This is a genomic window from Candidatus Kinetoplastibacterium crithidii (ex Angomonas deanei ATCC 30255) (assembly GCF_000319225.1).
Taxonomy (GTDB): domain Bacteria; phylum Pseudomonadota; class Gammaproteobacteria; order Burkholderiales; family Burkholderiaceae_B; genus Kinetoplastidibacterium; species Kinetoplastidibacterium crithidii_B.
On sequence record NC_019815.1, the window covers coordinates 649,516 to 661,359 of the forward strand.

The following is an 11,844-nucleotide window of genomic DNA, read 5'->3' on the forward strand; positions in this document are numbered from 1 at the left end:
AAATATGTCAATACTTAATAATAATAAAAATGGTGCCGGCTAGAGGAGTCGAACCCCCGACCTTCGCATTACAAATGCGCTGCTCTACCAACTGAGCTAAGCCGGCTAAAAATTTATTATACCATGCCTTTATATATTATTTAACAATAGAAAAAGATTTTTTTTCTGTTTTAACTGATTCTATATCTTCTACATGGAATTCCATGCCATAACCAGTTTCTTTGGAAAAGATATACAATATTCTTTCCATAGGAATAAATATATTCTCTATAATTCCATTAAACCTTGTTTGGAATTTAATAAAATTATTATTTATTTCCATATTGTTACAAGCTTCTTGACTTATATTTAGTATTATTTTGTTTTCTTGTACATAGTCTGTAGGAACCAATGTATTTTTGTCGATACTTACTAATATGTGTGGAGAGTAGTTGTTATCTGTACACCATTCAAATATTGCTCTTATAAAATAAGGTTTTGTTGATATTTTATCCATGTGTATTGTCTTTATTTGCGCATAAGTTTTTCAGCTGGGGACAAGGATTCTATATAAGCAGATCGTGAAAATATTCTTTCGGCATATTTTTGTAATGGAGCTGCACTTTTTGGTAAAGATATTCCATAATATTCTAGACGCCATAGTAAAGGTGCTATAGCTATATCTAACATAGAGAAGTCATCACCTAGAAGAAATTTATTTTTGGTTAATATTGGTGATAATTGTGTTAGACGTTCTTTAATATTGTTTCTAGCTTCTAGAATATTCTTTTCATTAGTACTTGTAGTATCTTGGGACTCAATAATCTTTACTTGTGAGAATAGCTCTTTTTCAAAGGTATATAAGAACAACCTAACTCTTGCTCTGGTTAATGGATCAGCTGGCATTAATTGTGGATGAGGAAATCTTTCATCGATATATTCGTTTATGATGTTTGATTCGTAAAGTATTAGCTCTCTTTCAGATAAAATTGGCACTTGGCCATAAGAATTCATATCAAAAATTTCTTTTGGTTTATTTTTCAAGTCTACATTATGAATTTCAAAATCCATCCATTTTTCAAATAAAACAAAACGACATCTATGTGAAAAAGGACATGTTTCTCCAGAGTAAAGAACCATCATATTTAAAGTTACCTTTATAAAAATCTATATTTTATTTAAATGGGATTATTTATGTCTATGAAATCAACCTCAATATTGAATTCTTTTTTTATAGCCAATCCTAAGGCTTTTATTCCATATCTTTCTGTTGCATGGTGACCTGCACATATGAACCCAATATCTAATTCTTTAGAAATGTGAAATACTGGTTCAGAAATCTCACCAGTTATATAAACATTTGCGCCTTCATTATAAGCTTCTATAAATTTATTTTGAGCTCCTCCAGTACACCAGGCTATTTTATTTACAGTTTCATTAGGGTTTCCTATCAATAAGCTAGTTCTTTCTAGTTTTTTGCTTATGTGACTATTTAATTCTTGCATTGTGATATTTTTTTTATATTTTCCAAACATTAGTAAAGAATCTTTGTTTAGTTGTTTTTCTATAATATCAAATTCTAATATTTTACCTAATTGTACATTATTGCCAATATATGGATGAACATCTAATGGCAAATGGTATGCAAATAAATTTAAATCATTTTGCAAACATAATTTTATTCTATTTTTTAATATATCGCTTATAACATTATTTCCTTTCCAAAAAACACCATGATGTACAATTACTGCATCGGCTTTTTGATGAACAGCAATATTTAAAAAATCTAGACTTGATGTAACTCCTACTATTACTTTTCTTATATTTTTTTTCCCATTTATTTGTAAACCATTAGGGCAATAATCAACAAATTTTTCTGGTTTTAATAATTCATTCAACCATTGATTCAGGATTTTTATATTGACAGAGTTCATATTCAATTATTGATGTAATATTTTTAGTAAATTTTACATATAGATTTATAATTCCATATAACAAGCGATTAGCATATCAATTATAAATAGAATGATTATATCAGGAGTGGTAATGTATTAGTTGTTACGCTTATCAATATATTTTCTCTGGCAATCTTTAATTTGTTACTAACAAAAAATATCTATAATTATTGCAAAGCCAAATGCTAAACCTATATATGGTTATATAATCTCAGGGTATAAAATTATATTTTTGATAAGAAATTAAAGGTATAGTGGTAATAGCAGTAGTTAAAAAATAACTTTAATTAAGTATATTAAAATCGGTCAAGTTTTAGTATTGTAAACTGGTATTGTAAACTGTAATCATTAGTTAATTAAATAGTATTCACAGTATTATGCACTTTATGGCAAAAAACACCGGAACAAGACTGATTATTTGTAGATATATATGATATACAATCATTTATTAATCTAGTTAGTCAGTATATGAGATCTTATTTTGTTATTCAAGTGTTCTACTGTTTTTGTTTATTCTTTAATCTTTTGAGTTATCGAAATAGTTTTTTCTATTTCTGAATTTTTTATAGCAAGACCTGGCCTTTTTTTTGATGCAACTCATTTTTTTTGAACCAAATAAGACTAATGCTAACAATATTATTACTAACCAATGCCATATACTAAAATATGTCATTTTAATCTCCATGTTTGCCAGTTTTGGATTTTGTATTAACTACCAACAAAACCACCTAATATGTGAAAATGTAAATGTAGGACTTCTTGTCCTACAGCAGCTCCACAATTATTTATTATACGGAATCCTCCATCAATACCAGGTTTGCAACCATTATCAAAAGCTATTTTTGGTATTAATAATAACATTTTTCCTAGCCATATTTCATCATTTTTATCAGTATGGTTAATAGATTCAATATGTTTTTTTGGTATAAGTAATAAATGTACTGGTGCCGCTGGTTTAATATCATGAAAAGCCAGAAAATAATCATCTTCAAATATTATATTTGCTGGTAATTTTTTCTCTACAATTTTGCAAAAAATACAATTTTTCATTTTAAAAAATATTATGTTTTGTTTGAGTTTCTCATAGCTTTTTCTTCAATTCCGGATATCCCTTCCCTTTTTTCTAATTCTAGCATAATATCCTCAGGTCTGAGATTGTAGTAAGATAATAGTACTAGACTATGGAACCATAAATCAGCTGTTTCACTTATTATTCTCTGTGGTATGCCATCTTTAGCTGCCATAACTAATTCCGTTGCTTCTTCTCCAATTTTTTTTAAAAAAGAATCTGGTCCTTTATTAAATAATTCGCTAACATAAGATTTATTATTTGTGATACCTTCTTTAGGTTTACGAGTTTCTAATGTATTTGCTATTCTACTTAATATTTCAATATGATGATTGTGATTATTCATTTTTATACATAAGTTTAGGGTTTTTTAAAATTTCATCGACTGATGCCCAAGTTGCATTCTCTGAATTATCATTTTTCAAAACACGGAAAAAACAACTTTTCCTACCTGTATGGCAAGATATATTTCCTAACTGTTTAATTTTTAATAAGATAACATCTCCATCACAGTCTAGTCTGATTTCTTGAACTATTTGAGTATGACCTGATTCCTCACCTTTTTCCCATAATTTCTTGCGAGACCTTGACCAGTAAATAGCCTTGCCTAATGATATTGTCTTTTCGAGGGCTTCCTTATTCATCCATGCCATCATAAGAACATCACCATTTTCATGGTCCTGAGCTATTACAGGTATTAACCCATCATTACCAAATTTTAATTCATCTATCCATGAAATTGTAGATTTTTCGTTTTCGTAATTCATAAGTTTATCTTACTAAGATGCCTAGATTTGATAAAAAATTCTTACATTCTTTAATAGAATATTCACCAAAATGAAATATACTTGCTGCTAATACAGCACTGGCATGACCCTTTAAAATACCATCTGCTAAATGCTGTAAATTACCAACTCCTCCAGAAGCTATAACAGGTATAGGTACAGAATCAGATATGAGTCTTGTTAATTCAATATCAAATCCAGTTTTTGTACCATCTCTATCCATACTAGTTAGTAATATTTCGCCTGCTCCATATGATGAAACTTGTTCTGCCCATTTTATGGCATCTAGTCCTGTTGAATTACGACCACCTTTAGTGAATACTTCCCATTTGTCTAATTCTCCTTTTTTAGATGTTTTGCGGGCATCTATGGCTACTACTATACATTGAGATCCGTAGTAAGATGAAGCTTCTTGAATTAATTCTGGATTACTGACAGCTGTACTATTAATGCTAATTTTATCTGCTCCAGCATTTAATAATCTTTGTATATCAGATAATTTCCGAACTCCTCCTCCAACCGTTAAAGGAATGAATACTTGTGAGGCTACTTTTTCTATTACAGGTAATATAAGATCTCTTTCATCACTAGAAGCAGTTATATCTAAGAAGGTTATTTCATCAGCTCCTTGTTCATCATATTTTTTTGCTATTTCAACAGGATCTCCAGCATCAGATAAATTAACAAAATTTACTCCTTTAACTACACGGCCTCCAGTAACATCTAGGCAAGGTATTATTCTTTTTGTGAGAGAGTTTTTAATCTTCATATTAATTTGTTAGTTTTTCAGCTAATTTCTGTGCTTGTTGAAAATCAAGAGTACCTTCATAAATACTGCGGCCAAGAATTGCGCCAGAAATTCCTTCTTCAGATACTTTGCATAATTCTTCTATATCTTTTATGGTTGCTATACCACCAGAAGCATATACTGGTATTTTGACATTTTGCGCTAAGCTAACAGTAGCTTCTATATTGACTCCAGAAAGCATGCCATCTCTTCCAATATCAGTATATATTATTCCATCGCATCCATAATCTTCAAATTTTTTTGCAATGTCTATAATATTATGGCGTGTAATTTTACTCCATCCATCAGTAGCTATTTTGCCATCTTTGGCATCCAATCCTACTATAATATGGCCAGGAAAAGCCACGCAAGCTTCATTTAAAAAACCAGGATTTTTAATAGCGGCAGTTCCAATGATCACATACGAAATGCCTGAGTCTAAATAATATTCAATTGTATTTAAATCACGAATACCTCCGCCAATTTGAACTTCTACATCTTGGCTGACTGATTTTAATATACTTTTAATTTGGCTATCATTTTTTGGTTTTCCAACTACTGCTCCATTTAAGTCAACTAAATGTATGCGTTTGGCTCCATCATTTACCCACTTTTTGGCTATTGTAGTTGGGTCTTCGGAAAAAACAGTAACATCTTCCAAGTTTCCTTGGCGTAATCTAACGCATTTTCCATCTTTAAGGTCGATTGCAGGAATTAGCAACATGATATATTATCAATTAATAATTTTAAAAAAATCTAACACGATAGGTTAGGGTTTCCAATTTACAAAATTGCGATACAAAATTAAACCGTTTTTAGAACTTTTTTCTGGATGAAATTGTACGGCAAATATATTGTTGGATACTATTGCACTAGCAAAAGATATCCCGTAATCAGTTTCTCCCAATATAAGTTTAGAGTCAACAGGTTTTACGTAATAGCTATGCACAAAATAAAAATGAGTGTTGTTTGGTATGTCGGTCCATAGATAGTGTTTTTGACATTGTCTTACTTTATTCCATCCAATGTGTGGAACTTTTAGAAGATCATTATTTGATTGTAAACAAACATCATTTTGCGCAAAAATTTCACCTTTGAACAAATGTACATGACCTTTTAGCAAAGAAAGACATGTAGTATTATTGCCTTCCTCACTAGATTCAAATAACATTTGCTGGCCAACACATATACCCATTACTGGTTTATTGTTAATAGTTTCTTTAACTATATCTAGTAATCCAGATTTTTCAAGATTCATCATAGAATCAGACATAGCTCCCTGACCAGGGAGAATTATGCGATCCGCTTCAGAGATATCTTTAGATTTATTGCAAATTTTTATGCTAGCTTCTGGAGAAGCATATTGCAAAGCACGAGCTACGGAATGAAGATTACTCATCCCATAATCAATAATAGCAATTTTTGTCACGATATAACCTTTAGTGAGTTACATTTTGTTTATAAAATACCTTTTGTAGATGGTATTATGCCCTTCATTCTTTCGTCTAAAGAAGATGCTTGTCTTAGAGCTCTACCAAAACCTTTAAAAATTGATTCACATTGATGATGTGTATTTTTGCCTTTAAGATTATCTATATGTAAAGTCATAAACGCATGATTTACTAGGCCTTGAAAAAATTCTCTTATTAGGTCTACATCAAAATTTCCAACACGAGCTCTTGTATAAGCTACATTGTATTCTAAATGAGGTCTTCCAGAAAAATCTATCACTACCCTTGATAGGGATTCATCTAATGGAACATATACATGGCTATAACGAGATATGCCAGCTTTATCTCCTAATGCTTCTTTAATAGCCATTCCTAACGTTATTCCTATATCTTCAGCAGAATGATGGTCATCTATATAGTTATCACCTTCAGATTCGATATCAATATCAATAAGACCATGTCTAGCTATCTGTTCTATCATATGGTCGAGGAAAGGCATGTTTGTTTTTATAGATTGCTTACCTGTTCCATCAATATTTATATTTACATTTACTGTTGTTTCGTTTGTTTTACGATATACCTTAGATATTCTCATAATAACCACTAATTAATTAGGTTTTTTAGAATGTTTAAAAGAATTAGATTTTCTTCGAATGTTCCTATGGATATTCTCAAACAGTTTTTTAACAAATTATGAGAGTTGGATAGGTTTTTTATAAGCACACCTCCTTTTTTTAATTTTTCATATATATCAGTTGCATCAAATTCATTACAAATTTTTATGAGTATAAAATTTGCATGTGATGGAAATAAAGTTAGGGCGCTGAATTTTCCTAATTCAGATGTTAAAAAATCTTTATTTTTTAAAATCTGTTTGGTTTGCTTATCTAGAATGTTTTTATTTGATATGATTTCCAGAATAGCCTGTTCTGTAAGAATGTTTATGTTATAAGGAGGTCTTACTTTATTTATTTGATTTATCCAGTCATGATTTCCTGATAGATAACCAAATCTGAGTCCAGCTAAACCTATTTTTGATACAGTTCTTAGAACAAGAATATTTGGTAATTTAGTAACCATTTGCATCCATGTATAATCTGTAAATGCTTGATATGCCTCATCAATGACAACTAAACCTGGTGCATTATCTATGATTTTTTGTACTTCATCATTATTCCATAGACTACCAGTAGGATTGTTTGGCATGGCCAAAAAAATTACTTTTGGTTTATGTTTTTCTATTGCACTGAGCATCTCCATCATATTTAGCTGAAAATTATTATTTAATGGTACATCTATAAATTTAGCATGGTTAAATTTAGATGCCATTTCAAAATATACGAATGAAGGAGAAGGAGATAAAACAACATCTCCTGGTGAACAGCAACTTTGAATAATAAGCTGTATTAATTCATCTGAGCCATTACCAAATAAAACATCAGCTTCAAGAGGTATGTCAAAAGCATTTTTAATAGTTTGAATTAGCTCTTTTTTATTTGTTGAAGGATATCTATTAAATGATAATAAACTTATCCTTTTGCTTATTTTTTCTCGTAGTTCATTCGGTAGCTCATATGGTGATTCCATTGCATCTAATTTGATTAAACCAGAAGCATCGCTAATTGGATAAGATGTAGTCTTTTGTATATCTTGTCTTATAGTATGGAAAATAAAGTCACAAGATTTTTTAATCTTTACTGTCATAATTATTCTCCATTAATACGATATTGGGCACTTGCTGCATGTGCCTGCAAACCTTCTCCCAGTGCAAGATCAACAGCTATTTTCCCTAGTTTTATTGCCCCTGTTCTAGACACATTAATTAAGCTAGATCGTTTTTGGAAATCATATACTCCAAGAGGAGATGAAAATCTAGCAGTACGTGATGTTGGTAATACATGATTAGGTCCAGCACAGTAATCACCAAGTGACTCAGAAGTAAATTTTCCTAGAAATATGGCGCCAGCATGTTTAATAAGTTTTAAGATTTTATTAGGGTCTTCTATAGAAATTTCTAAGTGTTCAGGAGCTATTCTGTTGGAAATGTCACAAGCTTCTTCTAAATCTTTTACATGAATCATAATGCCTCTATTAGACAAACTTTTTTTTAATATTTCTTGTCTAGGCATTTCTGGTAGTAATTTATCTATAGCTATTTTTACTTGTTTTATAAAAGATGCATCAGGGCATAACAATATAGATTGAGCTAGTTCATCGTGTTCTGCTTGTGAAAATAAATCCATAGCTATCCATTCTGCTGGAGTCTTTCCATCGCATATAATAAGAATCTCACTTGGTCCAGCTATCATATCTATTCCAACAGTACCAAAAACTTTTTTCTTGGCAGATGCTACATAAGCATTTCCTGGCCCAACGATTTTATCAACTTGGGGTATAGTTTCTGTTCCATATGCTAGAGCAGCTATTGCTTGAGCTCCACCAATAGTTAGTATTCGATCTACTTCACATATAGCAGCTGCAGCTAAAACTAGAGGGTTCATATAACCGTCAGGAGTTGGAGAAGTTATAATTAATTCTGGGACTCCAGCTACTTTAGCTGGTATTGCATTCATAAGAACTGATGATGGGTAAGCTGCTTTTCCTCCCGGAACATATAGACCAACTTTATCTATTGCTGATATTTTTTGTCCTAGTGTTGTCCCGTCATCTTCTGTATATTGCCAAGTATCTATTTTTTGATATTCATGATATTTTCTAATTCTCGCCGCTGATAATTCTAAAGATTTCTTTTGATTTTCTGGAATGCTATTTAAGGCTTCTAGCCATTTGCTTTTAGGTATTTCTAATTCTGAGGATCGTTTTACATTTATCCTATCTAATTGATTAGTATATTTTATTAACGCTTCATCACCTTGAACTTTGATATCTGATAATATAGATTCTACAGTTTGTTCTATAGATTTATCTTCTGTGGAGTTAAAAGACAGCAGTTTAGAAAGTTTCACGTAAAAGTCTTCTTCACATGAATTCAGATGGTTAATTTTAATCATGTTTCATATATCCAGTTATACTAAAGAATTAATATTTTGTCGCTAATTACTAGCTTTATAAAAAGCGTCCATCAATGGTTTTAGCTTATCTCCCCGATTTTTTAAAGAAGCTCTATTAACTACTAATCTTGAAGATATTTGCATTATATCTTCGACAGGAACTAAGCCATTAACTCTTAATGTATCGCCTGTAGAGACAACATCAACAATTGCATCTGCTAATCCAACTAGAGGAGCTAGTTCCATGGAACCATAAAGTTTAATGATATCTACATATACTCCTTTTGTAGCAAAATACTCTCTAGTAAGTTTGACATATTTTGTTGCTACTCTTAGTCTAGCTCCTTGTTTTACAGCGTTTACATAGTTGAAATCTTTGCGAACAGCAACTGATAATTTACATTTAGCTATATTAAGATCGATTGGTTGATATAAGCTACCTGGATGTTGAGCAGAATGCTCAATTAATACATCTTTTCCAGCTATTCCTAGATCGGCAGCTCCATATTGAACGTATGTTGGAACATCAGATGCCCTTAGTATTAAAAGTCTCAAGTTTGGACTGCTAGTTGGTATAATAAGTTTTCTAGATTTTTCTGGATTCTCCATTACCTGGATACCTGCTTCAGCTAAAAGAGGCATTGTTTCTTCAAAAATTCTACCCTTAGAAAGAGCAAGAGTAATTTGTATATCTGAAGATTCTTTCATTCTTTATTCCTTTCTAGGTGCTCTTAGAATATTAGCTCCCAACATTCTAAGTTTTTCTTCCATTTTTTCATATCCACGATCTAAATGATATATGGACTCTATTATTGTTTTTCCTTTAGATGCTAAAGCTGCGATAACTAAACTAGCTGAAGCTCTTAAGTCAGTTGCTTTTACAGTTGTGCCGTAGAGTTTATTAACTCCACGAATTATAGCTTGATTACCATCTATTGTAATATCTGCACCCATTCTTCTTAATTCAGGTACATGCATATATCTATTTTCGAAAATATTTTCTGTTATAGAAGAAGTTCCGTTAGCTACAGTATTCATTGCCATAAACTGTGCTTGCATGTCTGTAGCTAGCCCTGGATATTCACTAGTATTAATGTTTACAGCATTAGGTTTTTTATTCATTTTACATTTTAACCAATTCTGTCCAATTTCTATCTCCAATCCAGCTTCTTTTAATTTGTGGAGAGTTGATGTCATTTCATGCGGATTGACATTTATTAGGTTAATACAACCTCCAATAGTAGCTAGGGCGCATAAGAAGGTCCCAGCTTCAATTCTATCTGGTGATATTACATATTTAGCGCCATTCAAGTAGTTAACGCCTTCTATTTTTATGCGTCTTGTGCCATGACCAGTAATCTTAGCGCCCATTTGTATCAGAAAATGGGCCAAGTCTGTGATCTCAGGTTCACAAGCTGCATTTTCTATTATAGTAGTACCTTTTGCTAAAGAGGCAGCCATCATAAAATTTTCTGTGCCTGTTACGGTGACTACGTCAGGTTTTATTACAGTACCTTGCAATTTTTTTGATTTTGCTATTATAAATCCTTGTTCCATCCTGATTTCAGCGCCTAAGGCTGATAAGAATTTAATATGTTGGTCAACAGGTCTTTGTCCTATTGAACATCCTCCTGGTAAACTTATTCTTGCCTCTCCATATCTTGCAAGTAAAGGTCCCAGAACTAATATGGAGGCTCTCATGGTTTTTACTAAATCGTAAGGAGCTTCAGTATTATGTATCGTATCTGCTTGAATTATTGTTTGATTATTTTTTTTTGAAGTTTTTGCACCAAGATGCTCTAAAAGTTTTAGAATAGTTTTTACATCATCTAATTCTGGAACATTGTTTAGAATGATAGGTTCTTCAGTTAATAATCCAGCGCATAATATTGGTAAGGCTGCATTTTTTGCTCCAGATATATACACTTCTCCCTTTAGGGGCGATTCTCCTACTATATGTAGCTCTTCATTGGAAATCATTTTTGAGTTGACTGCCTTTATAATTAATTAATTCATATTCATAAATAATTATTTGCAAAATAATTTAGTTTCTGATTTTATAGCCAATTGATAGTAAATATAAGGCATAAGATGCAAGCATGAAAAGCACAGAAGTAGTAATAATAAGGCTTTGCCATGGTGAAACATCAGATCTATCAAAGAAGCCGAAACGAAAACCATCTATAACATAAAATACAGGATTATATAAGGAGATTTGCTGCCAGAATTTAGGCAAATTATGTATAGAATAAAAAACTCCTGATAGGAATGTAGATGGAACTATTAAAAAATTCTGAAATACTGATAATTGATCATATTTTTCAGAATATAGTCCAGCTATTATCCCTAAAGAACCCATAATTCCACATGCTATTATAGAAAATGTTATAACCCATAATATATTGCTTGGAAAAATGGGGAACATTATTAAAGAAACAATCCATACACTTACACCAACAAGTAAACCTCTTGAGATAGCCGCTATTATATAGGCAAAGAAAGTCTCCATAGGTGAAATAGGGGACATTAGCATAAATATTATGCTGCCTGTCATTCTGCTTTGAACTAGAGATGAAGATGGATTGGAAAAAGCATTTTGCAGCATACTCATCATCATAAGACCAGGTATGATAAAATTAGTATAAGGAATGGTGTCATATGCTATTTTTTCTCCTAAAACTTGAGAAAAAACTAGTAAATATAATATAGCTGTTGTTACTGGAGCGGCGACAGTTTGAAAGAACACTTTATAAAATCGTAGTAATTCTTTATACATAAGAGTTATAAATCCAGATTTTTTTGAATCT

The 11,844-nt window shown here is 31.3% G+C and carries 16 protein-coding genes and 1 tRNA gene; all 17 read right to left on the bottom strand.

Annotated features, from left to right (window positions below; genetic code table 11):
* Positions 1–30: 30 nt before the first annotated feature.
* Positions 31–106, bottom strand: a tRNA-Thr gene (locus CKCE_RS03075).
* A 30-nt stretch (positions 107–136) separates the two neighbouring features.
* Entirely contained in the window at positions 137–496 is a 360-nt protein-coding gene (locus tag CKCE_RS03080; RefSeq protein WP_015389037.1) for a ClpXP protease specificity-enhancing factor, read from the bottom strand.
* A gap of 11 nt (positions 497–507) precedes the next feature.
* A complete protein-coding gene (locus CKCE_RS03085; RefSeq protein ID WP_015238859.1) occupies positions 508–1,122 on the bottom strand; it encodes a glutathione S-transferase N-terminal domain-containing protein in 615 nt (204 codons plus the stop codon).
* 35 nt (positions 1,123–1,157) lie between these two features.
* A complete protein-coding gene (locus CKCE_RS03090) occupies positions 1,158–1,913 on the bottom strand; it encodes a Nif3-like dinuclear metal center hexameric protein (protein ID WP_015238860.1) in 756 nt (251 codons plus the stop codon).
* Between the two features lie 538 nt (positions 1,914–2,451).
* Complete coding sequence (locus CKCE_RS04105; protein ID WP_081581878.1) at positions 2,452–2,619, bottom strand: twin-arginine translocase TatA/TatE family subunit; 168 nt, start codon at positions 2,617–2,619, stop codon at positions 2,452–2,454.
* Between the two features lie 23 nt (positions 2,620–2,642).
* Positions 2,643–2,984, bottom strand: coding sequence for a histidine triad nucleotide-binding protein (locus tag CKCE_RS03095; protein ID WP_015238861.1), 342 nt, complete (start codon positions 2,982–2,984; stop codon positions 2,643–2,645).
* A gap of 11 nt (positions 2,985–2,995) precedes the next feature.
* Positions 2,996–3,349, bottom strand: a complete 354-nt coding sequence (locus tag CKCE_RS03100; RefSeq protein WP_015238862.1) for a phosphoribosyl-ATP diphosphatase — start codon at positions 3,347–3,349, stop codon at positions 2,996–2,998.
* Positions 3,342–3,770, bottom strand: a complete 429-nt coding sequence (gene hisI, locus CKCE_RS03105) for a phosphoribosyl-AMP cyclohydrolase (RefSeq protein WP_015238863.1) — start codon at positions 3,768–3,770, stop codon at positions 3,342–3,344. Before hisI ends, CKCE_RS03100 begins: the two co-directional genes overlap by 8 nt.
* Positions 3,771–3,774: 4 nt before the next feature.
* Positions 3,775–4,557, bottom strand: coding sequence for an imidazole glycerol phosphate synthase subunit HisF (gene hisF / locus CKCE_RS03110; protein ID WP_015238864.1), 783 nt, complete (start codon positions 4,555–4,557; stop codon positions 3,775–3,777).
* Between the two features lies 1 nt (position 4,558).
* Entirely contained in the window at positions 4,559–5,299 is a 741-nt protein-coding gene (hisA, locus tag CKCE_RS03115) for a 1-(5-phosphoribosyl)-5-[(5-phosphoribosylamino)methylideneamino]imidazole-4-carboxamide isomerase (protein ID WP_015238865.1), read from the bottom strand.
* A 45-nt stretch (positions 5,300–5,344) separates the two neighbouring features.
* Positions 5,345–6,004, bottom strand: a complete 660-nt coding sequence (gene hisH, locus CKCE_RS03120; protein WP_015238866.1) for an imidazole glycerol phosphate synthase subunit HisH — start codon at positions 6,002–6,004, stop codon at positions 5,345–5,347.
* Positions 6,005–6,033: 29 nt separating this feature from the next.
* Positions 6,034–6,621, bottom strand: coding sequence for an imidazoleglycerol-phosphate dehydratase HisB (hisB, locus tag CKCE_RS03125; RefSeq protein ID WP_015238867.1), 588 nt, complete (start codon positions 6,619–6,621; stop codon positions 6,034–6,036).
* Between the two features lie 8 nt (positions 6,622–6,629).
* Positions 6,630–7,730: a histidinol-phosphate transaminase gene (gene hisC / locus CKCE_RS03130; RefSeq protein WP_015238868.1), complete on the bottom strand. Its 1,101-nt coding sequence runs from the start codon at positions 7,728–7,730 to the stop codon at positions 6,630–6,632.
* Positions 7,731–7,732: 2 nt separating this feature from the next.
* Positions 7,733–9,037: a histidinol dehydrogenase gene (hisD, locus tag CKCE_RS03135; protein WP_015389039.1), complete on the bottom strand. Its 1,305-nt coding sequence runs from the start codon at positions 9,035–9,037 to the stop codon at positions 7,733–7,735.
* A 42-nt stretch (positions 9,038–9,079) separates the two neighbouring features.
* The gene (gene hisG / locus CKCE_RS03140) at positions 9,080–9,745 is read right to left on the bottom strand and encodes an ATP phosphoribosyltransferase (protein ID WP_015238870.1); all 666 of its coding nucleotides are present in this window, start codon (positions 9,743–9,745) and stop codon (positions 9,080–9,082) included.
* Positions 9,746–9,748: 3 nt separating this feature from the next.
* Positions 9,749–11,017, bottom strand: a complete 1,269-nt coding sequence (murA, locus tag CKCE_RS03145) for a UDP-N-acetylglucosamine 1-carboxyvinyltransferase (RefSeq protein WP_015238871.1) — start codon at positions 11,015–11,017, stop codon at positions 9,749–9,751.
* 64 nt (positions 11,018–11,081) lie between these two features.
* The gene (locus CKCE_RS03150) at positions 11,082–11,813 is read right to left on the bottom strand and encodes an ABC transporter permease (RefSeq protein ID WP_225968726.1); all 732 of its coding nucleotides are present in this window, start codon (positions 11,811–11,813) and stop codon (positions 11,082–11,084) included.
* Positions 11,814–11,844 lie beyond the last annotated feature (31 nt).

Bases quoted from the DNA above. Each gene is read 5' to 3' on its own strand.
- CKCE_RS03080 (WP_015389037.1), bottom strand. From the start codon at position 496: ATGGATAAAATATCAACAAAACCTTATTTTATAAGAGCAATATTTGAA.
- CKCE_RS03085 (WP_015238859.1), bottom strand. From the start codon at position 1,122: ATGATGGTTCTTTACTCTGGAGAAACATGTCCTTTTTCACATAGATGT.
- CKCE_RS03090 (WP_015238860.1), bottom strand. From the start codon at position 1,913: ATGAACTCTGTCAATATAAAAATCCTGAATCAATGGTTGAATGAATTA.
- CKCE_RS04105 (WP_081581878.1), bottom strand. From the start codon at position 2,619: ATGGAGATTAAAATGACATATTTTAGTATATGGCATTGGTTAGTAATA.
- CKCE_RS03095 (WP_015238861.1), bottom strand. From the start codon at position 2,984: ATGAAAAATTGTATTTTTTGCAAAATTGTAGAGAAAAAATTACCAGCA.
- CKCE_RS03100 (WP_015238862.1), bottom strand. From the start codon at position 3,349: ATGAATAATCACAATCATCATATTGAAATATTAAGTAGAATAGCAAAT.
- hisI (WP_015238863.1), bottom strand. From the start codon at position 3,770: ATGAATTACGAAAACGAAAAATCTACAATTTCATGGATAGATGAATTA.
- hisF (WP_015238864.1), bottom strand. From the start codon at position 4,557: ATGAAGATTAAAAACTCTCTCACAAAAAGAATAATACCTTGCCTAGAT.
- hisA (WP_015238865.1), bottom strand. From the start codon at position 5,299: ATGTTGCTAATTCCTGCAATCGACCTTAAAGATGGAAAATGCGTTAGA.
- hisB (WP_015238867.1), bottom strand. From the start codon at position 6,621: ATGAGAATATCTAAGGTATATCGTAAAACAAACGAAACAACAGTAAAT.
- hisC (WP_015238868.1), bottom strand. From the start codon at position 7,730: ATGACAGTAAAGATTAAAAAATCTTGTGACTTTATTTTCCATACTATA.
- hisD (WP_015389039.1), bottom strand. From the start codon at position 9,037: ATGATTAAAATTAACCATCTGAATTCATGTGAAGAAGACTTTTACGTG.
- hisG (WP_015238870.1), bottom strand. From the start codon at position 9,745: ATGAAAGAATCTTCAGATATACAAATTACTCTTGCTCTTTCTAAGGGT.
- murA (WP_015238871.1), bottom strand. From the start codon at position 11,017: ATGATTTCCAATGAAGAGCTACATATAGTAGGAGAATCGCCCCTAAAG.
- CKCE_RS03150 (WP_225968726.1), bottom strand. From the start codon at position 11,813: ATGTATAAAGAATTACTACGATTTTATAAAGTGTTCTTTCAAACTGTC.